The sequence below is a fragment of the Streptomyces argenteolus genome (assembly GCF_042902585.1).
GTDB lineage: Bacteria > Actinomycetota > Actinomycetes > Streptomycetales > Streptomycetaceae > Streptomyces > Streptomyces argenteolus.
In genome coordinates this window covers 180,738-201,008 of sequence record NZ_JBIBEG010000012.1, presented here as the reverse complement: position 1 = coordinate 201,008, position 20,271 = coordinate 180,738, and the positions used below count along the sequence as shown (strand labels likewise).

Here is a 20,271-nt window from a genome sequence, read left to right as displayed (position 1 = left end):
AAGCGGGTTACTGCTTGTTTCGCTTTCCAGTTCTTCGCTTTCGCGTTTCCCTTTCCGGCGAGTCCGACTCTATCAGATCCTTTCGGGCCTGATTCTCAGTCAGCGGGTTTTGCCATCTCGGCCGTTGGGCCGTTCCGACGAGTGAGACTTTAGCGGAATCCCCGGCCCCGACGCTAATCGGGTCACCTTCGAACGCTCATTCCTCATTTCGCACGTGCGCACATGAAAACGAGACGACAGATGTCGTTCGTATCGAGTGGTTCCTGCGGAATGGCTGTCCGGGGACCGACCGGAGTCGGCGCTCACGTCGGACAACTCGGAGCACACTACGGATCGGGGTCGGGCGTGTCAACTCCCCTCCGGCCACCTGCGTCGCGGAAGGCCAGCCTGTAGTCGCGCGGGCTGGTGGCGAGGTGGGTCGCGAAGTGCTGGCGCATCGTGATCTCGCTGCCGAAGCCCGCGCGGCGGGCGACCTCGGGAAGGGCCAGGTCGGTCCGTTCCAGCAGCTTCTGGGCGGCGGCCACGCGTTGTGTGATCAGCCAGCGCATCGGTGTCGTCCCCGTACTGGCCTGGAAGTGCCGGGCGAAGGTCCGCGGCGACATGCCGGCCAGGGAGGCGAGTCCGGCCACCGTGTGGGGCTCCCCCAGACGGGTCAGCGCGTGGGCCCGTACCTCGGCGAGGGCGTCGGCGTCCCGGTCGGTCCCGGGCGTGGGGTGTTCGATGAACTGCGCCTGGGTCCCCGTACGGAAAGGCGCCGTCACCATCGAACGCGCGATCGTCGCCGCCGCTTCCGCCCCATGGGTCGTCCGTACGAGGTGCAGGCAGAGATCGATGCCCGCCGCCGTGCCTGCCGAGGTCCATATGTTGTCCTCGTGGACGAAGAGCGCGTCCCCCACCACGTTCACCCGTGGATACCGGTCCTGGAGCAGTTCGGTGAGGTTCCAGTGGGTGACCGCCCTGCGGCCGTCCAGAAGCCCTGCCTGGGCCAGCGTGAAAGCGCCCCCGCAGAGCGCGGCGATCGGCGTACCCCGGTTGTGGGCGCGGCGCAGGGCGTCGAGCACCGGCGCCGGCGCCGGCGTCAGGTGGTCGTCCAGGCCGGGGACCACGACGAGATCGGCGCGGTCCAGCCACGACAGTGCGCGGTCGGGTGTCAGGGACAGGCCGCCGCGCAACGGAACGGGGTGCGGACCGTCGGCGGCGCGGCGCAGGTCGAACGCCGGCACACCCCGGTCGGTGCGGTCGACCCCCCACACCTCCGTGATGACGGAGACGTCGAAGGCGCGGATACCGGGAAAGGCGACCAGAGCGATACGGCCAGGTCGGCCCACAGGCGCACTCATGGTGGCAGTAAAGCATCGATCGATGACTTCTCCACCTCTGGGAACCCGCGCGTGCCGGGAGCAGAGTGGTGGGCATGGAGATCACGGAGAACGCAGCGCTGGTAGTCGTCGACGTGCAGAGGGGGTTCGAGGACGAGACGTACTGGGGTCCGCGCAACAACCCGGAGGCCGACCGGAAGATCGCGGAGCTGCTCGACGCCTGGCAGACCAGCGGCAGGCCCGTCGTGTTCGTACGGCACGACTCGCTCAAGCCGGACTCACCGCTGCGAGTGGGAGGGGCCGGCAATGCCTTCAAGGAATACGTCGAGGAACGTCGTGGAAAAGGCACCGGACCTGAGCTGTTCCTGACGAAGTCGGTGAACTCCGCTTTCTACGGCACGCCCGATCTGGACGCCTGGCTGCGTGCGGCAGGGGTGCGGCAGATCGTGGTGGCGGGGATCCAGACCAACATGTGCGCGGAGACGACGGCCCGCATGGGCGGCAATCTGGGGTACGAGGTGTTCTTCGCCCTCGACGCCACGCACACCTACGACGCGGTGGGCCCCTGGGGCTGGAAGCTGAGCGCCGACGAGCTGGCGCGGGCCACCGCCGTGACCCTGCACGGCGGTGGGTTCGCGAAGGTGGTGCGCAGCGAGGAACTGGTGGCGGCTGTGCGGTAGCGCGGCTCAGCCGTTGCCGGTGGCCAGCTCACGGCTTCGGTCACGGGCCGCTTCGAGCGCGGCGATGAGAGCGGCCCGTACCCCGTGGTTCTCCAGCTCGCGGATCGCGCTGATGGTGGTGCCGGCCGGGCTGGTGACGGCTTCGCGGAGCTTGACCGGGTGTTCGCCGCTGTCCCGGAGCATGACCGCGGCGCCGATGGCGGCCTGCACGATGAGGTCGTGCGCCTGGGCGCGGGGCAGGCCGAGCAGGATGCCCGCGTCGGTCATGGCCTCCACGAGGAAGTAGAAGTACGCGGGTCCCGAGCCGGACAGCGCGGTGGCCGCGTCCTGCTGGGATTCCGGGACCCGGGCGGTCTTGCCCACGCCGCCGAAGATCTCCTCCGCGTGGTCGAGGTGGGCGGCGGTGGCGTGGCTGCCCGCCGAGATGACGGACATGCCCTCGTCCACCAGGACGGGGGTGTTCGGCATGACGCGGACGACCGGGGTGCCCTCGGTGAGCCGGTCCTCGATGAAGCCGGTCGTGATGCCGGCGGCGGCGGTGATGACGAGGCGGTCGGCGGTGAGGTGGGGGGCGAGCTCGTCGAGGAGCGTGCCCATGTCCTGGGGCTTGACCGCGAGGATGAGGATGTCGGCGCTCTTGGCCGCCTCGGCGTTGGTGACGGTGTGGACGCCGTAGCGGGTCCGGAGCTCCTCGGCGCGCTCGGGACGGCGCGTGGTGACCAGCAGGTCGGAGGCCCGCCAGCCCGCCCGGATCATGCCACTGAGCAGGGCCTCGCCGATCTTTCCTGTGCCGAGGACTGCGACTGTCTGGGTCATGCGGTTCATCCTCCGGGGGCGGTACGCGGTACTGGTGGTGGCCGCCATCCTCGCACCGCGTCCTCAGACGGTGCGGCGACGGAGGGTGGCCGCGCCCAGGCAGAGGACGAGCAGGGCGCACCCCGCGACGATCAGGATGTCGCGGTAGAAGTCGGCGGTGACGTCGGTGTGGGTGAGGACCTGGTTCATCCCGTCGACGGCGTACGACATCGGCAGGACGTCGGAGACGGCCTCCAGGGCGGGGTGCATCTGGTCGCGCGGGGTGAAGAGCCCGCACAGCAGCAGCTGCGGGAAGATCACCGCCGGCATGAACTGGACCGCCTGGAACTCGGAGGTGGCGAACGCCGAGACGAACAGGCCGAGCGCCGTGCCGAGCAGGGCGTCGAGCAGGGCCACCACGAGCAGCAGCCAGGGGGAACCGACGACGTCGAGGCCCAGCACCCATACGGATACGGCGGTGGCCAGGACGGACTGGACCACGGCGATGGCGCCGAAGGCCAGGGCGTACCCGGCGATCAGGTCGCCCTTGCCGAGGGGCATGGTGAGCAGGCGTTCGAGGGTGCCCGAGGTGCGTTCACGCAGGGTGGCGATCGAGGTCACGAGGAACATCGTGATCAGCGGGAAGATGCCGAGCAGCGAGGCGCCGATGGAGTCGAAGGTGTCCGGACCGGAGTCGAAGACGTAGCGCAGCAGGGTGATCAGGAGGACCGGGAGGATCAGCAGCAGGGCGAGGGTCCGGGGGTCGTGGCGGAGCTGGCGCAGGACGCGGGCGGCGGTGGCGAGGGTGCGCGCCGTGCTGAGTGCGGGGGCGTCGGTGCTCATCGGGTGGTCTCCTGGCGGGTGGCCGCGGCCTCGTCCACGAGGTGGAGGAACGCCTCTTCCACGGTGGCGGAGCCGGTTCGGGTGCGGAGGGCGTCGGGGGTGTCGTCGGCGAGGATCTCGCCTTCGCGCATGAGCAGCAGCCGGTGGCAGCGTTCGGCCTCGTCCATGACGTGCGAGGACACGAGGACGGTGGTGCCCCGGTCGGCGGCGAGACCGTGGAAGAGGTTCCACAGGTCGCGGCGGAGTACGGGGTCGAGGCCCACGGTCGGCTCGTCGAGCACCAGGAGTTCGGGGGTGCCGAGCAGGGCGACGGCGAGCGAGACGCGGCTGCGCTGACCGCCGGAGAGGTTGCCCGCGAGGGCCTCGGCATGGCTCGCGAGGTCGACGTCGTCGACGGCGCGGGTGACGGCTTCCTCGCGTGCGGCGCGGTTCCCTCGGCCCGGCAGGAGTACGGCCGCGAAGTAGTCCAGGTTCTGCCGGACGGTCAGGTCGGCGTAGACCGAGGGTGCCTGGGTGACGTAGCCGACCCGTGTCCGCACAGCTGGGTGACCGGCGGGGCGCCCGAGGACGTGGAGGGTGCCCGTGACCTTGGCCTGACTGCCGACGACCGCCCGCATGAGGGTCGACTTGCCGCAGCCGGACGGGCCGAGGAGACCGGTGATCCTGCCCTGCTCGACAGTGAAGTCGAGGCCGCGCAGGACCGTGCGGTCTCCTCGTACGACGGTGAGGCCGCGGGCCTCGACGGCGCTCGTGTCCGTCACGCGCGAGGAATTCATCATGTGATGAATATTGATCCCGCCGGAGGTACGCCGTCAAGCGATGCGGCGGGCAGGTCCGGGGAGATCAGCGGACCAGCACCGCGACCTCCACCACGTACCGCTCCTCGACCCGGCCGTCGGGGAAGACCGCGGCCAGGTGACGGCGCTCCTCGTCCAGGAACCTGCGGGTGGACGCCTCGCCGTCGGCGCCCTGGACCAGGAACGCGGAGTGGCTGGAGAGGTTGGCGAGGTGGGTGTCGACCGGCACCGTTCGCGACCACCGCAGCAGTCGTCGCGCGAACGCCTCGCCGGGCAGCTGCCGGAGGTTCCGCGAGCCGGCGCCGCCCGGTGCGCCGTGGGCGCTGTCGCCGGTGCCGAAGTGGCGGCGCAGCCGGCTGTCCTGGTCGGCCGTCCAGGGGGTGGAGTGGTCGGCGACGTTCCACCAGAGCGCGAGGGCGCCGCCGGGTCGCAGGACGCGCAGCGCCTCGGGGAGGGAACGGTCGGGGTCGGTCCAGTGCCAGGACTGGGCGTAGGTGATCAGGTCGGCCGACGCGCCGGCCAGCGGGAGACGGTTGCCGTCGCCCCGGACCACGGGCACGGCGGGCAGCGACCGTCGCAGTTCAGCTGCCATGCCGGGCCCCGGCTCGACGGCGGTGACCCGAGCGCCCCGGGCACACAGGAGGCGGGTGGCGATGCCCGTCCCCGCACCGACGTCGACGACACGGGCGCCGCGCAGAGGGCGGCCGGCCAGCTCCTCGACGGTGTCGAGGAGAACGGGCGGATAGGAGGGGCGTGCGGCGGCGTACAGGGCGGCGGCACGGTCGAACGAGAGGGCGCGGGGCGCTGATGCGGGCATGCTCCATCGTGCCCGGGCCCCGGCGTGCGCGGGGCGTTCTTCGCGTCGGCGGCCTCATCGGCGTACGCGGGGCATGAGACATCGGCGGCTCGTCCGCGCCAGGTCGGCGGCCTCACCGGGGCTGCCGGGGAATGCTCCCGGCCGCTTCAGCGGCCTCGGGGCCGCTTGCCCTTGCCGCTCTTGGCGCTCTTGCGGGCCGCCGGGTTCCCGGTGCGGGACGAGCGGCGCTTCACGTACCGGGCGAGCGCCTCTTCGTACTCCGTACGCCGCAGCTTCTCGCCCGGCGCCTCGGTGAGGGAGCGGAAGAAGTAGGCGAGCAGCGATCCGATGAAACCGATCGACTTCAGGCCGCGCAGCCTGTCCTCCTGGGAGGGGTCGGCCGGGCGGCGGGTGAAGCCCTCCCACGTCTTGCGGAAGGCGATGGCGCTGCAGACCGCGAACATCAGCACCACGAGCAGGCCGACGAAGCTGCCGACCTCGGCGATCTCCAGCCCCTGGTAGGCGAAGCGCAGGACGAAGCACGAGGCGACCGCCGCCGCGAGGGACCCGACGGTGGCCCCCACGCGCCGCAGCCCGTACCCACCGTCGTGGTCGACCCAGGTCGTGCCGAAGAGACGGAGGGGTTCGGGCTGCGGCCCCGGTGCGGTGGCGCCGGGCGCCGTGCTGCCGGAGGGCGTGCCGGATGCTTCGCTGTTCTCGCTCACGGGATCGATTATCCCCGGGCGGGCTCCGGGTCCGTCAGTCGCAGCGCTGGGCGATGTAACCGTCACTGCCCGTGCGGACGTAGGCGTCGGACACGAACTGGCCGTTGGCGATGTTGTCCCAGAGGTTCGACGTGCCGTACGGACCGGAGATCCACTCCCCCGGCATCTGGCAGTAGACCGGGACGCTCATCCCGTAGGGCAGTGTCCGCACGATCCCGTACTGCGTTCCCGGCCCCCTGCGGACGTTGACGCGGTAGCCGGGCGCGATCGGGTAGACGACGGTCGCCGCGGCGAGCGCCGTCACCTCCTGCGCGCCGGTCTCCTCGACGTCCGTGGTGGCGGTCGCGACGTCCGTGGCGACGTTCTCCTCAACACCCATGCGGGCCTCCCCCGTTGAAAGCGATGCGTGTGACGCGCAGGCTAACAAGCCCCACGCTCCTCGCACGCACCATCGACTAGGCTCCGTGCGTCGCGCTTGCGGTCGAACACACGGGGGTGGGCGATGCCGCCGCTGCGAGGGACCGGATCACATCCGGAAGCGGAGCATCCTGAATACGCCGGGCGGTACCGGCTGGAGGCATGCCTCGGAGCGGGCGGCATGGGTGTCGTCCACCTGGCACGCTCCCCCTCCGGGCTACAGCTCGCGGTCAAGGTGGTGCACCGCCAGCACGCTGCGGACCCGGAGTTCAGGGCGCGTTTCCGTCAGGAGGTCGCGGCTGCCCGACGGGTCAGCGGGGCGTTCACCGCACCGGTCGTGGACGCCGACCCGACGGCGGCGCTGCCCTGGATGGCCACCCTGTACGTGCCGGGGCCGACGCTCTCCGCGCAGGTGAAGCGGAACGGCCCGATGAGCCCGGCCGAACTGCGCAGGCTCACGGCGGGGCTCGCCGAGGCCCTGCGCGACATCCATCGGGCCGGGGTCATCCACCGGGACCTCAAGCCGAGCAACGTGCTGCTCCCCGACTCCGGGCCCAAGGTCATCGACTTCGGGATATCCCGGCCATACGACAGCGATCTGCGTACGGAGACGGGCAAGCTGATCGGGTCTCCGCCCTACATGGCGCCCGAGCAGTTCCAGCGGCCCCGCGAGGTCGGTCCCGCCGCCGACGTGTTCGCGCTCGGGGCGGTGCTGGTGCACGCGGCGACGGGGCGGGGCCCCTTCGACTCGGGCAGCCCGTACCTCGTGGCCTACCAGGTGGTGCACGACGAGGCGGACCTGACCGGCGTGTCGGCGGACCTCGCGCCGCTGGTGGGGCGCTGCCTCGCGAAGGACCCCGCGGAGCGCCCCACTCCGGACGAGATCATGGCCGCGCTGCATCCTCCGTCGTACGAGGCGGCGGCCTTCATCCCGGGGCAGCGCGCGCCGCTCGCCGTCGAGGGCGGCCGGGCGGCGCCCGTGAAGGCCGCGCCCGAGGAGGCGGCGGAGACGGCCACCCACGTCAGGGCGGCGAACGGGGCGGCCTCCGGCTCCGGCGCGGGGACCGGCCGCGGCGCACGCCGCGGGCTCGTGGTGGCCGCCGCGCTGTCGGTCCTGGTGGCCTCGGGCGTCTGGGCGGTCCTCGCGCGTTCCGGAACGCCGTCGGCCGAGGTGCGGGGCGGCGGGCCCCAGCGCCCGGCGGCCTTCGTGCCGTGGCAGACACCGCTGAGGTCCCAGGCGGGTTCGACTCCGGCGTGCGCCCCCGCCGGTGCCTCGCTGTACTGCGTCTCCCCGGGATACGGCGCCGCGGCTCTGGATCCGTCGCACGGGCGGGTGCTCTGGTCGCACCCGGAGAAGGCTCCGGGTCGGTCCGGCCCGGCGTCCGGGGGCGCCCGTCCAGGCGGCACGGTGGCCGGGAACGTGGCCTGTGCCGTCGTGCCCGGCGAGGTGCTGCGCGCGTACGCCACGGCCACGGGCACGGAGCTGTGGCGCAAGGACCTCTCCGCGTACCTCGACACCCCGTTCCCGGCGGGGGACCTGCTGCTGACGGCCCGGCAGGACGGCACGCTCCAGGCGCTCGACGCGGGGACCGGGGCGTCCCGCTGGCGGCACGGCGTCCCGGGGCACCACGCGCCGGCGTACGCGCTGTACGAGGAGGGTTCCGGTGTGGCGTACGTCTTCGAGAACTCGGCGCAGGGCAGCACCACGCTCGTCACGGCACTCGAGGCGAGGACCGGGGACACCGTCTGGCAGCGCAGGCTGGCCGGGCTGCTCACCCCGGCCGGGACCTCGGGCGGGGCACTCCTGCTGACCGCGATGAACGAGAAGGCCCAGACGACCGGCCTCGTCCGCTACGACCCGGCGCGCCGTGCGGAGACCAGGGTGCCGCTGCCCTTCCGGATGAACGCCCCGGAGACCGTGCTCGACGGGGACACCGCCCTGCTGCTGGAGCGTGGCGGCACTCTGCTGGCCGTCGACATCCGCCCGGGTGCGGCACACACCGAGCGGTGGCGGCTGGAGACGGCCGTCGGGACGACCTCGGCGCCGGTTCTCGGAGCGGGCGGCCGGCTGTACTTCTCGGCCGCCGACGGGCGGCTGCTCGCCGTCGACACGGAGCACGGGACCCTGCTGGGCCAGACGCGGCCGAGGCTCAGGGCGGGGAAGCTCAGCCACGCCTCCTCGCTGCCCGCCCCCGTGGTCCTGGGCGGGAGCGTCGTCGGGAGCGCCCCGGACGGGACCGTCTTCGCCGTGGACGCGAACGACCCCGCCGCCTGGTGAGACCAGGGGCGGGGCCGGGTGGTGGCGCTGTGGGTCAGCCGAGCTTGGAGACGTCGCGGACCGCGCCTCGGTCCGCGCTCGTCGCCATCGCGGCGTACGCGCGCAGGGCAGCCGAGACCTTGCGCTCGCGGTTCTTCGGCGCGTACACGCCGTTCAGCGCCTCGCGCCGGGCGGCCAGTTCCGCGTCGGGCACGAGGAGTTCGATGGAGCGGTTCGGGATGTCGATCCGGATCCGGTCGCCGTCCTCGACGAGCGCGATCGTGCCGCCGGAGGCCGCCTCGGGCGAAGCGTGGCCGATCGACAGGCCGGACGTGCCGCCGGAGAAGCGGCCGTCGGTGACGAGCGCGCAGCTCTTGCCGAGGCCACGGCCCTTCAGGAAGGACGTCGGGTAGAGCATCTCCTGCATGCCGGGGCCACCGCGCGGGCCCTCGTAACGGATGACGACGACGTCGCCCTCCTTGATCTCCTTGCGGAGGATCTTGTCGACGGCGTCCTCCTGGGACTCGCAGACGACGGCAGGGCCCTCGAAGGTCCAGATCGACTCGTCGACGCCCGCCGTCTTCACGACACAGCCGTCCACGGCGAGGTTGCCCTTGAGGACCGCCAGGCCGCCGTCCTTGGAGTACGCGTGCTCCAGGTCGCGGATACAGCCGCCGGCCGCGTCCAGGTCGAGGGTGTCCCAGCGCTCGGACTGCGAGAAGGCGGTCGCGCTGCGGACGCATCCGGGGGCCGCGTGCCACAGCTCGACGGCCTCGGGCGACGGGGAGCCGCCGCGGATGTCCCAGTTCTTCAGCCACTCGGCGAGGGTGTCGGAGTGGACGGAGTGCACGTCCTCGTTCAGCAGGCCACCGCGGTGCAGCTCACCGAGGAGGGCGGGGATGCCGCCGGCCCGGTGGACGTCCTCCATGTAGTACGTACCGCCGGGGGCGACGTTGGGGGCGACCTTCGACAGGCAGGGGACGCGGCGCGAGACCTCGTTGATGTCGTCGAGGTCGTAGGCGAGCTCGGCCTCCTCGGCGGCGGCGAGCAGGTGCAGGATCGTGTTCGTCGAGCCGCCCATGGCGATGTCGAGCGCCATGGCGTTGTCGAACGCGGCGCGGGTGCCGATCGAGCGCGGCAGGACGGTCTCGTCGTCCTGCTCGTAGTAGCGCTTGGTGATCTCGACGACCGTGCGGCCTGCCTCCTCGTACAGCGCCTTGCGGGCGGTGTGCGTGGCGAGGACGGAGCCGTTGCCGGGCAGGGAGAGGCCGAGGACCTCGGTCAGGCAGTTCATCGAGTTGGCCGTGAACATGCCGGAACAGCTGCCACAGGTGGGGCAGGCGTTCTCCTCGATGCGGAGGATGTCCTCGTCGGAGATGGACTCGTCCACCGCGTCGCTGATCGCGTTGACCAGGTCGAGCTTGCGGACCGTGCCGTCGACGAGGGTGGCCTTGCCGGCCTCCATCGGACCGCCGGAGACGAACACCGTGGGGATGTTGAGGCGCATCGCGGCCATCAGCATGCCGGGGGTGATCTTGTCGCAGTTGGAGATGCAGATCAGGGCGTCGGCGCAGTGGGCCTCGACCATGTACTCCACGCTGTCCGCGATGAGGTCGCGGGAGGGCAGGCTGTAGAGCATGCCGCCGTGGCCCATGGCGATGCCGTCGTCCACCGCGATGGTGTTGAACTCGCGGGGCACCGCTCCCGCGGCCTTGATGGCCTCGGAGACGATCCGGCCGACGGGGGCGAGGTGCGTGTGGCCCGGCACGAACTCGGTGAAGGAGTTGGCCACCGCGATGATCGGCTTGCCAATGTCCTCACTGGCTACGCCGGACGCCCGCATAAGGGCGCGGGCGCCCGCCATGTTGCGGCCGTGGGTGACAGTGCGGGACCTCAGCTGGGGCATCGTCTCTCGCTCCTTCGACAGAAAAGACTGCTACCGAGGTTACGCCTCCCGTGCCAAGATCTGGACACGCTGTCCGTAATGCGGGATGCGGAACTCAACGGGCGGACAGCTGCGGCGCTTTCCCGGCCCCGCCCGCCCGGCCGCGGTCGCGGCACCCGCGCACCGAGCCGGCACCCGCCCGCACCGGCCGGCCCGTGCCGCACCGGCCGGCGGGTTCCGCATCGCGCACGACGCCGGCCGCCGCGTTCCGCACGGCCCGTCGCACCGGCCGCCGCGTGTCACACCGCGGGCAGCGCCTGGAGCCGTTCGCCGTGCAGGGCGGCCAGCCGCTTGCCTCCAGCGACCACGTACCACTGTTCCAGGGAGCCCTTGCCGTCGTTGTAGGTCCAGCGGAGCTTGCCGTCCCGCGCGTCGTAGGCCTGGACACCGCCGTCCTCGTCGAACTCCGTGGCGCCGTAGAGCGTGTCCCCGACCTTGGCGAACTGGAGCGGCACCGAGACGTCGAGCAGGTCGGGGTTGTGCCACCGCCGCTCGCCCGTGGCCGGGTCGACGGCCCACAGCGCGTGGGCGCTGTCCGAGGCGTAGAGCACCCCGTCGAGGATGCTCGGGCCGTTGAACGAGGAGAACTCCTCGGTCGCCAGCGACCAGCGCTCGCTGCCGTCCTCCACCGACCAGGCACGCAGGTGCCGGCCGTCGGCGACGTACACCACCCCCTCCTGCACGGCGATCCTCTCGAAGTTGGAGCTGCTGATCTTCTTCGTCCACAGCTGGCGGCCCGTCGCGGCGTCCCGGACGGTCAGGTTCTTGCGGTGGTCCGTGTAGACCAGCCGGCCGTCCCGCACCACGGAGGTGATGCCGGACTCCTCGGTCCCCGCGTCCCTGCGCTCGGTCCAGACGGCCTTGCCGGTGCCGATGTCGATGGCGGCTATCACGTTGTGCCGGGAACTGAGGTCCTTCTCCAGGATGCCCGCGATCACGTAGACGTGGTCCTTGTCGGCGCCGACGGGCCGGGGCTGGGCGTACCGCCCGTCCAGGCGGCTGCGCCAGGTCTCCTTGCCCGTGGCCGGGTCCAGACCCACGAGGTCACCGTCGTACGTACCGCTGGCCAGGTAGAGCGTGCCCTCACTGATGATCAGCCGCGCGCCGGGCTGGGCGGCGCCCTCCAGGGACCAGAGCTGCTCACCGGTGGCGAGGTCCCGGCCCACCAGGGGGTCACCGGCCACCAGCACCACGTTCCCGGCGACGGCGAGCACCTCCTGGTTGCCGAGGGTGCCCGCCTTGGCCTCGTGCTGCCACAGGGCGCGCGGCGCGGTCCCGGCGGGCGGTGTGGTGAACGCGTCCCCGCCCTCGGCTCCGCCACCGGGCTTCGAGGCCGCCGCACCCCCGGCGGGATCCGGCTCCTCCGGACCGCAGGCCGTCGTCAGCGCACCGGTCAGCACGAGACCGAGCCCCGCTCCGGCCATCCGCAGCAGGTTGCGGCGCGGCAGGGTGGCGGACTGGGCACTCCGCGCCGGCCCTTCCTGGCTGTTCGCGTTCCGAGTCGTCATGTTCCCGCTCCCCCATTTTTCGTTGCCATTCGCGACGTACGGCCGCGGTGGACGGATTGCGCACAGCCAAGCATCAGGATTCGGACAGGTCAGCACCTGATACAGATCCGCAACACCGTTGTGCATCCACCGGCACAGCCGTCACACGAGCAAAACCGGGGAGGGTCAGCGTTCCGCGAGGTACCGCTGCAGGGTGGGGGCCACCATGGCGACGATCTTCTCCGGTTCCGCCGACGCCAGCGGCTCGGCCTTGATCACGTACCGCAGCACCGCGATGCCGACCATGTGCGAGGCCGCGAGTTCGGCCCGGAAGGTCGGGTCGGGTACGTCCAATTCCGCCGCGATCCGCTCCAGCAGCCGCCGCAGCACGAAGCCGCGCAGCACCCTCGCCGCGGCCTCGTGGGTGAGCGCGGAGCGAAGTGTCGCCAGCATCGGCGCCCGCGACACCGGGTTCTCCCACACGCCGATGAAGTAACGCGCCAGCCGCTCGCCCAGGTCCTGCCGGGGACCTTCGAGGATCTCGGGGAGGACGAGCGCCGGCTCGAAGGAGACCTCCACGGCCGCGGCGAAGACCTCGTCCTTCGTGCCGAAGTAGTGGTGGACCAGGGCCGCGTCGACGCCGGCCGCCTTGGCGACGCCCCGGATCGACGTCTTGTCGTAGCCGCGCTCGGCGAACTCGGTGCGGGCCGCCTCCAGGATCCGGGTCCGCGCGTCGGGGCCCGTGGCGCGCGCCGTGCGCGGAGGCCGGCCCCGTCGCCGGGGGGCGGGGCCGTCGGTGCCCGGGGTCACTGGCCGGGCGTCCGCGCCGACGAGGCCAGGTGGAGCCGGGTGAAGGCGAGGGCCTCCGCGAGGTCGGCCTCACGTTCGGCCGACGACATGGCGCGCCGGGTGTTGACCTCGATGACCACATGGCCGTCGAAGGAACTGCGGGCCAGCCTCTCCAGCAGCTCCGCGCACGGCTGGTCGCCCCTGCCGGGCACCAGGTGCTCGTCCTTGCCCGAGCCCTTGCCGTCGGCGAGGTGGACGTGGGCGAGCCGGTCGCCCATCCGGTCCACCATGGCCAGGCTGTCGGTGCGCGCGGTCGAGGTGTGCGAGAGGTCGACGGTGAAGTGCCGGTAGTCGTCGTTGCTGACGTCCCAGGCGGGGGCGTACGCGAGCATCTCGCGGTCCCGGTAGCGCCACGGGTACATGTTCTCCACCGCGAAGCGCACATCGGTCTCGTCCGCCATGCGCCAGATGCCGCTGACGAAGTCACGGGCGTAGTTGCGCTGCCACCGGAACGGCGGATGGACGACCACCGTCGAGGCCCCGAGCTTCTCGGCAGCGGCCCTGGCCCGCTGGAGTTTCACCCACGGGTCGGTGGACCAGACCCGCTGGGTGATCAGCAGGCAGGGCGCGTGCACGGCGAGGATCGGGACCTGGTGGTAGTCCGACAGCCGCTGCAGCGCCTCGACGTCCTGGCTCACCGGGTCGGTCCACACCATGACCTCGACGCCGTCGTAGCCCAGGCGCGCAGCGATCTCGAAGGCCGTCGCCGTCGACTCCGGATAGACCGAGGCCGTCGACAGGGCGACCTTCGCATCCGGGATGCGCACCACTGGTTCTGCCACGTGGACAGGGTACGGGCAGCGGTACGCCTCGCCGAGGGACCCCGGCTGAAAGTGAGCAGGACCATGGCCCGGTCCGGCCACGGGACGGGCGGTCAGGCGAGGGCCGCCTGCTCCGCCGGCAGGTGGTCGAGGCGGCGCAGGATGACCCCCTCGCGCAGCGCCCAGGGGCATATCTCCAGCTCCTCGACGCCGAACAGGTCCATCGCCCCCTCGGCGACCAGCGCCCCCCCGAGGAGTTGCGCGGCGCGTCCGGGAGTGACCCCGGGAAGCCCGCCACGCTGCTCCACCGTCATCACCGACAGCTTCGGCACCCACTCCTCCAAGGCCTTACGGGTGAGGACGCGCTGGACGTACAGGCCCTCGGCTGAGCGGGCCGCGCCCGAGATCCTGGCGAGCTGCCGGAAGGTCTTGGAGGTCCCGACGACGTGGTCGGGCGGGCCCAGCCGGGTGAAGTCGCCCACCGTACGGGCGATTCCGGCGCGGACATGGCGGCGCAGCGCCCGCACGTCGGCCGGATCGGGCGGATCGCCCGGCAGCCACGCGGCGGTGAGGCGGCCGGCGCCGAACGGCAGCGAGACCGCGGCGTCGGGCTCCTCGTCCATCCCGTACCCGACCTCCAGCGAACCGCCGCCGATGTCGAGGACCAGCAGCTTCCCCGCGGACCAGCCGAACCAGCGGCGGGCGGCCAGGAAGGTCAGCCGGGCCTCCTCCTCGCCGCTGAGGACGGCGAGGGCGACACCGGTCTCGTCCCGCACCCGGGTCAGCACCTCGTCGGCGTTGCTCGCCTCACGCACGGCCGAAGTGGCGAACGCCAGCACGTCCTCGCACCCCTTGTCCTCGGCCGCCTGGAGCGCGTCGGCGACCGTCGTCACGAGGCGTTCCACGCCCTCGGGGCCGATGGCGCCGTCCCGGTCGAGGAGTTCGGCCAGCCGCAGCTCCGCCTTGTGCGAGTGCGCGGGCAGCGGGCGGGCGCCGGGGTGCGCGTCGACCACCAGCAGGTGCACCGTGTTCGACCCCACGTCGAGGACTCCGAGTCTCATACGCGCACGCTACTGCGGCTTACTCTGGGCGCGTGCCAAAGACGAAAAAGGCGAAGCCGGACAAAGCCACGAAGAAGCAGCGGAAAGCGAAGCAGGAGATGCAGCAGCCGGAAGCAACGGGGCCCGGCGGGCCCGACGAGAAGGGGCTCGACTTCGCGCGGGCCTGGGTCGAATTCCCCGACCCCGCCGACGACGAACAGGTCTACCGCTGCGATCTGACCTGGCTGACCTCCCGGTGGTCCTGCATCTTCGGCAGCGGCTGCCAGGGCATCCAGGCAGGCCGCGCCGACGACGGGTGCTGCACGCTGGGCGCCCACTTCTCGGACGAGGACGACGAGAAGCGGGTGGCCGGTCACGTGGCGCGGCTCACACCGGAGCTGTGGCAGTTCCACGACGTCGGCACGAAGACGGGCTGGGTGGGCGTCGACGAGGACGGCGAACGCCAGACGCGGCGCTGGGAGGGTTCCTGCATCTTCCAGAACCGGCCCGGCTTCGCGGGCGGAGCGGGCTGCTCGCTGCACATCCTGGCGCTGCGGGAGGGCAAGGAGCCGCTGGAGACCAAGCCCGACGTGTGCTGGCAGCTGCCGGTCCGCCGGACCTACGACTGGATCGACCGGCCCGACGACACCCGCGTGCTCCAGATCTCGATCGGGGAGTACGACCGGCGGGGCTGGGGACCCGGCGGCCACGACCTCCACTGGTGGTGCACCTCCGCCACCTCGGCGCACGGGGCGGGCGAACCGGTCTACGTGTCCTACCGGCCCGAGCTCACCGAGATGATGGGCGAGGAGGCCTACGACCGGCTGGCCGAGCTGTGCGAACAGCGGCTGGCGTCGCTGCTCCCGATGGCGCCGCATCCGGCGGACCCCGCCTGAGGCAGGAGGGCCACCGCTTGGCGTACGGGGGCCCGGCCTGCGGTGGCCGAACGTTCCGTCTCGCTCCCGGGCCGCCGGCCGCGTCATCCGGCCGCCCCGGGCGAGGAGCCGGAGGGCGCCGGGTCCGACGGCGCGGGTTCGGTGGAACCGCCGCTCGGTGAGGGCGTGGGAGAGCCGGGGGTCTCCGTCGGCTGCTCCGTCGGTGTGGGCGTCGGGTCCGGCGACTGCGGCGGGGACGGGGACGGCTCGGTCGGCGGCGGGGTGGACGGCGTGGGGCCGGGGGGCTGCGTGGACGGGGACGGCGAGGGGTGCGGGCTCGGGGGGCGGGGTGACGTGGCGCCGTTTCCGGTGATCGCGACCGCCGATCCCGTCGGGCTCAGCACGACCCGGGCGCTCCAGGCGCCCCGCGGTTCGGCCGCGCCGTTCACGAAGACGTAGAAGGTGACGCTGCGGCCCGGAGCGACCGTGCCGGACGTGCGGCTGAGGTGCAGCCATGCGGCGTCGGTGCGTGCCGACCAGGCGACGGGCTCGGTGCCGGTCGCGGTCAGGGTGATCGCCGTACGGCTGCCGGACGAGCGGGCCGAGACCGTGAGGGTGCCCGCCCCCTGCGGGCCGGGCCCCACGCTGATGACCTCGGCGGAGACGTCCGGCGTCCGCGGGTCCCGGGTGAAGGCGCGGTCCCTCTCGGGGCGTGCGTTGCCCGCGTTCTCGTAGTGGTCGTACGTGTCGCCGTCGAGCCCGGACCCTCCGTCGGTGTCCGCCGCGCTGACCGAGGTGTCGCGCCCCTCGCCGGTCAGCGGCGCACCCCGGTAGGCGGCCCACAGGGCGATCACCGGGGCGGCGACCACGGTCGCCACCACCGTCGTCGTCACGACCCGGGCGCGCACCCTGTCCCGGCGCGCGGCGTGGTCCTTGGGGTCCAGCGGGAAGCCGGTCCGGCCGAAGCGCGGCGCGCCGGACCGGGAGCGCCGGGCGTGGGCCAGGGCGACGCGCACGGAGGGGCGGGGCGCCTCGACGACCGGCAGGGCCGCCGCAGGGGTGACGGCGGCTCCGGGCCAGGGCCCGGCGGCTCCGGCCCGCTCGGCGGCGCGGCGGCAGCGGGGGCAGTCGTCGACGTGCCGGACGAGCTCCCGGCGCAGGGCCGCGGAGAGCAGCACCTGAGGGGTTCCGGTGAGCCGGGCGACGGCCGGGCAGTCGCCCTTCTCGACGACGGCGAGGGCGGCGCGCGTGCGCTCCACCTCGCAGGCGGCACCCGCCAGGAGCTCCCGGGCACTGCTGGGGTCGAGGCCGAGGACGGCGGCGACGGCGCGCGGCGTGAGCCCGTGGCGGACCGCGAGCTCCAGGGCCTCGCGCTGCTCGGGGGTGGTGCCCGCCGCCTCGGGCCAGGCCAGCTGGGCGAGTTCACGCCGACGCGCTTCCGCCGCCGGGGACTCCGGGGCGCCGGCGGCGGGGATGGCGGCGTCCTCCGGGGTGGCGCCGCCTCCGGCCGGACGGGCCGTCGCGGGTGGCGCGGCCTGCCGCCGGTGCGCCTGGCGGCCCCGCCGCTGTTCGGTGAGCGCCCGCAGGCACATCCACCGGGCCAGGGCGTACAGCCAGGATTTACGTTCCTCCTCGGCCGTGGGGCACCGGCCGTCCTGCCGTTCGGCGATCGCGAGGACCGCGCCGAGCGCGTCCGTGGCGGCCTCGTGGTCGCAGAGCACGGAGAGGCAGTAGGTGAACAGGCCGTCGAGATACGGCTCGTAACGTGCGGGCGAGCGCTGCGCCGTCGGACGGGCCGTACGACGGTGCGCCCGGTGGTGTGCGCCGGTGCGGTGTGCGGGGGTCTCCAGCCTGCTGCTCGTCACGGGGCGACCGTAGGCAGATGAGGGCGGAAGCATGACAGCACTTTCCGACATTTAATCCTTACGAGTGACGGTCTCCCTCGAAAGGGGACAGGAATCCCGTTTTCCTCAGGAACTACCGCATCGGTCACATGTTCGCTCCGGCTCGCCCGCGGCCGTCGCTGTCAGAGCCCACCTATACGGTGACGTCATGGCTGCCCGTACGAAATCCGCCAAGGACCGTCCGTCCTACCGCTGCACCGAATGCGGCTGGACGACGGCCAAATGGCTCGGCCGCTGCCCCGAGTGCCAGGCCTGGGGGACGGTCGAGGAGTTCGGCGGCGCCCCCGCGGTGCGCACGACCGCGGCGGGCCGGGTCTCCTCCGCCGCGCTCCCGATCGGCCAGGTCGACAGCAGGCAGGCCACCGCCCGCTCGACCGGGGTCGGGGAGCTCGACCGCGTGCTCGGCGGAGGGCTGGTCCCCGGCGCCGTCGTGCTGCTCGCGGGCGAGCCGGGCGTGGGGAAGTCGACGCTCCTGCTGGACGTGGCCGCGAAGGCGGCGAGCGAGGACCACCGCACGCTCTACGTCACCGCCGAGGAGTCCGCGAGCCAGGTCCGGATGCGGGCCGACCGGATCAGGGCGATCAACGACCATCTGTACCTGGCGGCCGAGACCGATCTCTCCGCGGTGCTGGGACATCTGGACGCGGTCAAGCCGTCCCTGCTCGTCCTCGACTCCGTACAGACCGTCGCCTCGCCGGAGATCGACGGCGCGCCCGGCGGCATGGCACAGGTCAGGGAGGTCGCGGGCGCTCTCATCAGGGCCTCGAAGGACCGCGGCATGTCCACGCTCCTGGTCGGCCACGTCACGAAGGACGGGGCGATCGCGGGGCCCCGGCTCCTGGAGCACCTCGTCGACGTGGTGCTGTCCTTCGAGGGCGACCGGCACGCCCGCCTCCGGCTCGTGCGCGGTGTGAAGAACAGGTACGGCGCGACGGACGAGGTCGGCTGCTTCGAGCTGCACGACGAGGGGATCACGGGGCTCGCCGACCCCTCCGGGCTCTTCCTCACGCGCCGCGACGAGCCCGTCCCCGGCACCTGCCTGACGGTCACGCTGGAGGGCAAGCGCCCGCTCGTCGCCGAGGTGCAGGCGCTGACGGTGGATTCACAGATCCCTTCGCCCCGGCGCACCACCTCGGGCCTGGAGACCTCCCGGGTCTCGATGATGCTGGCCGTCCTGGAGCAGCGGGGCCGGATCAGCGCGCTCGGCAAGCGGGACATCTACAGCGCGACGGTGGGCGGCGTGAAGCTCACGGAGCCCGCGGCGGACCTCGCGATCGCGCTGGCCCTGGCCAGCGCGGCCAGCGACACTCCGCTCCCGAAGAACCTGGTCGCGATCGGTGAGGTGGGTCTCGCCGGGGAGGTCCGGAGGGTGACCGGGGTCCAGCGCCGGCTGGCCGAGGCGTACCGTCTGGGGTTCAAGCACGCCCTGGTTCCGCGGGATCCGGGGAGGGTCCCGGCCGGTATGAAGGTCACGGAAGTCGCCGACATGGGCGACGCCCTCAGAGCCCTCCCCCGCAGGTCTCGTCAGGACGGACCACGGGAGGACGGCGCACGCCGGTAGACTTTGCCCTGGTCTCGCCCGCCCGTACGAACGGTATGAGGGACGCAAGGGCACCGCAAACCTGTGACCGGAGGAGTGCAGTGGCAGCCAACGACCGGGCAGCATCGCCCGGAAAGTCCGGCCAAGGCACGGGTAACGAGGCGCTGATGCGCGCCTCGTTGAGCGCGGTCGCGCCCGGAACGGCCCTCCGGGACGGCCTGGAGCGCATCCTCCGTGGCAACACCGGCGGCCTCATCGTTCTCGGTATGGACAAAACCGTCGAATCCATGTGTACCGGCGGCTTCGTGCTGGACGTGGAGTTCACGTCGACCCGTCTGCGCGAACTGTGCAAGCTGGACGGCGCGATGATCCTCGACAAGGACATGACCAAGATCCTCCGGGCCGGCGTGCAGCTGGTCCCGGACGCCTCCATCCCCACCGAGGAGACGGGTACCCGCCACCGCACGGCGGACCGGGTCTCCAAGGCCTGCGGTTTCCCCGTGGTCTCGGTCTCCCAGTCGATGCGGCTGATCGCGCTGTACGTGGACGGGGAGCGGCGGGTCCTGGAGGAGTCGTCCGCGATCCTCTCCCGCGCCAATCAGGCGCTCGCCACCCTGGAGCGCTACAAGCTCAGGCTGGACGAGGTCGCCGGCACGCTCTCCGCCCTGGAGATCGAGGACCTGGTCACTGTCCGGGACGTGACGGCCGTCTCCCAGCGGCTTGAGATGGTGCGCAGGATCGCCACGGAGATCGCCGAGTACGTCGTGGAGCTGGGCACCGACGGCCGTCTGCTCGCGCTCCAGCTGGACGAGTTGATCGCGGGAGTGGAGCCGGAGCGGGAGCTGGTCGTGCGCGACTACGTCCCCGAACCGACCGCGAAGCGGTCACGTACGGTCGCGGAGGCGCTGTCCGAGCTGGACACGCTCAGCCACACCGAGCTGCTCGAACTTCCGGTGGTGGCGCGGGCCCTGGGTTACAGCGGCTCACCGGAGACGCTGGACTCGGCGGTCTCCCCCCGTGGCTTCCGGCTGCTGGCCAAGGTCCCGCGGCTGCCCGGGGCGATCATCGAGCGGCTGGTGGAGCACTTCGGCGGTCTGCAGAAGCTGCTCGCCGCCAGCGTGGACGACCTCCAGGCGGTGGACGGGGTCGGCGAGGCACGGGCCCGGAGCGTGCGCGAAGGCCTCTCGCGGCTGGCGGAGTCCTCGATCCTCGAGCGGTACGTCTGAGGGCTGTCGCTCCGG

Annotated in this window: 18 protein-coding genes; 5 read left to right on the top strand and 13 right to left on the bottom strand. The window is 72.4% G+C overall.

Features of this window, described 5'->3' with window-relative positions:
- Positions 1-326 precede the first annotated feature (326 nt).
- On the bottom strand, positions 327-1,340 hold the full coding sequence (locus tag ACFY8O_RS31550; protein WP_387908476.1) for a GlxA family transcriptional regulator: 1,014 nt from the start codon (positions 1,338-1,340) through the stop codon (positions 327-329).
- Positions 1,341-1,414: 74 nt separating this feature from the next.
- Here ACFY8O_RS31550 and ACFY8O_RS31545 point away from each other — a divergent pair, with 74 nt between their 5' ends.
- Positions 1,415-1,999 carry a cysteine hydrolase family protein gene (locus ACFY8O_RS31545; protein WP_387908474.1) on the top strand — a complete coding sequence of 195 codons (585 nt, stop codon included), beginning with the start codon at positions 1,415-1,417 and terminating at the stop codon, positions 1,997-1,999.
- 6 nt (positions 2,000-2,005) lie between these two features.
- On the opposite strand, the gene proC is transcribed toward ACFY8O_RS31545, so the two are convergent.
- The 6 genes from proC to ACFY8O_RS31515 form a co-directional block, all read right to left on the bottom strand.
- Positions 2,006-2,815 (bottom strand): pyrroline-5-carboxylate reductase, encoded by an 810-nt coding sequence (proC, locus tag ACFY8O_RS31540; RefSeq protein WP_145809651.1) that lies wholly within the window; start codon positions 2,813-2,815, stop codon positions 2,006-2,008.
- A gap of 63 nt (positions 2,816-2,878) precedes the next feature.
- Positions 2,879-3,637, bottom strand: coding sequence for an ABC transporter permease (locus ACFY8O_RS31535; protein ID WP_387908471.1), 759 nt, complete (start codon positions 3,635-3,637; stop codon positions 2,879-2,881).
- Positions 3,634-4,416 (bottom strand): ABC transporter ATP-binding protein, encoded by a 783-nt coding sequence (locus ACFY8O_RS31530; protein WP_387908469.1) that lies wholly within the window; start codon positions 4,414-4,416, stop codon positions 3,634-3,636. The genes ACFY8O_RS31535 and ACFY8O_RS31530 overlap by 4 nt, the downstream gene beginning before the upstream one ends.
- A gap of 64 nt (positions 4,417-4,480) precedes the next feature.
- Entirely contained in the window at positions 4,481-5,251 is a 771-nt protein-coding gene (locus ACFY8O_RS31525) for a class I SAM-dependent methyltransferase (RefSeq protein WP_387908467.1), read from the bottom strand.
- 146 nt (positions 5,252-5,397) lie between these two features.
- Entirely contained in the window at positions 5,398-5,955 is a 558-nt protein-coding gene (locus tag ACFY8O_RS31520; RefSeq protein WP_387908465.1) for a hypothetical protein, read from the bottom strand.
- A gap of 34 nt (positions 5,956-5,989) precedes the next feature.
- Positions 5,990-6,334: an SH3 domain-containing protein gene (locus ACFY8O_RS31515; RefSeq protein WP_387908463.1), complete on the bottom strand. Its 345-nt coding sequence runs from the start codon at positions 6,332-6,334 to the stop codon at positions 5,990-5,992.
- Between the two features lie 123 nt (positions 6,335-6,457).
- Between ACFY8O_RS31515 and ACFY8O_RS31510 the strand changes: the two genes are divergently transcribed.
- Entirely contained in the window at positions 6,458-8,650 is a 2,193-nt protein-coding gene (locus ACFY8O_RS31510; RefSeq protein WP_387908461.1) for a protein kinase domain-containing protein, read from the top strand.
- Positions 8,651-8,684: 34 nt separating this feature from the next.
- On the opposite strand, the gene ilvD is transcribed toward ACFY8O_RS31510, so the two are convergent.
- From ilvD to ACFY8O_RS31485, 5 genes are all read right to left on the bottom strand, one after another.
- The gene (gene ilvD, locus ACFY8O_RS31505; RefSeq protein ID WP_145809637.1) at positions 8,685-10,535 is read right to left on the bottom strand and encodes a dihydroxy-acid dehydratase; all 1,851 of its coding nucleotides are present in this window, start codon (positions 10,533-10,535) and stop codon (positions 8,685-8,687) included.
- Positions 10,536-10,813: 278 nt separating this feature from the next.
- Complete coding sequence (locus ACFY8O_RS31500; protein ID WP_387908458.1) at positions 10,814-12,082, bottom strand: PQQ-binding-like beta-propeller repeat protein; 1,269 nt, start codon at positions 12,080-12,082, stop codon at positions 10,814-10,816.
- A gap of 165 nt (positions 12,083-12,247) precedes the next feature.
- On the bottom strand, positions 12,248-12,871 hold the full coding sequence (locus ACFY8O_RS31495; RefSeq protein ID WP_387908456.1) for a TetR/AcrR family transcriptional regulator: 624 nt from the start codon (positions 12,869-12,871) through the stop codon (positions 12,248-12,250).
- Complete coding sequence (locus ACFY8O_RS31490; RefSeq protein WP_387908492.1) at positions 12,868-13,677, bottom strand: sugar phosphate isomerase/epimerase family protein; 810 nt, start codon at positions 13,675-13,677, stop codon at positions 12,868-12,870. The genes ACFY8O_RS31495 and ACFY8O_RS31490 overlap by 4 nt, the downstream gene beginning before the upstream one ends.
- 107 nt (positions 13,678-13,784) lie before the next feature.
- A complete protein-coding gene (locus ACFY8O_RS31485; RefSeq protein WP_387908454.1) occupies positions 13,785-14,732 on the bottom strand; it encodes a Ppx/GppA phosphatase family protein in 948 nt (315 codons plus the stop codon).
- 32 nt (positions 14,733-14,764) lie between these two features.
- Between ACFY8O_RS31485 and ACFY8O_RS31480 the strand changes: the two genes are divergently transcribed.
- Positions 14,765-15,607 (top strand): hypothetical protein, encoded by an 843-nt coding sequence (locus tag ACFY8O_RS31480; RefSeq protein ID WP_145809628.1) that lies wholly within the window; start codon positions 14,765-14,767, stop codon positions 15,605-15,607.
- Between the two features lie 83 nt (positions 15,608-15,690).
- Here ACFY8O_RS31480 and ACFY8O_RS31475 read toward each other — a convergent pair whose 3' ends face one another.
- Positions 15,691-17,451, bottom strand: coding sequence for a BACON domain-containing protein (locus ACFY8O_RS31475; protein WP_449341835.1), 1,761 nt, complete (start codon positions 17,449-17,451; stop codon positions 15,691-15,693).
- 187 nt (positions 17,452-17,638) lie between these two features.
- On the opposite strand from ACFY8O_RS31475, the gene radA reads away from it, so the two are divergent.
- Positions 17,639-19,051 carry a DNA repair protein RadA gene (radA, locus tag ACFY8O_RS31470; RefSeq protein ID WP_145809624.1) on the top strand — a complete coding sequence of 471 codons (1,413 nt, stop codon included), beginning with the start codon at positions 17,639-17,641 and terminating at the stop codon, positions 19,049-19,051.
- A gap of 80 nt (positions 19,052-19,131) precedes the next feature.
- A complete protein-coding gene (gene disA, locus ACFY8O_RS31465; protein ID WP_145809622.1) occupies positions 19,132-20,256 on the top strand; it encodes a DNA integrity scanning diadenylate cyclase DisA in 1,125 nt (374 codons plus the stop codon).
- Positions 20,257-20,271 lie beyond the last annotated feature (15 nt).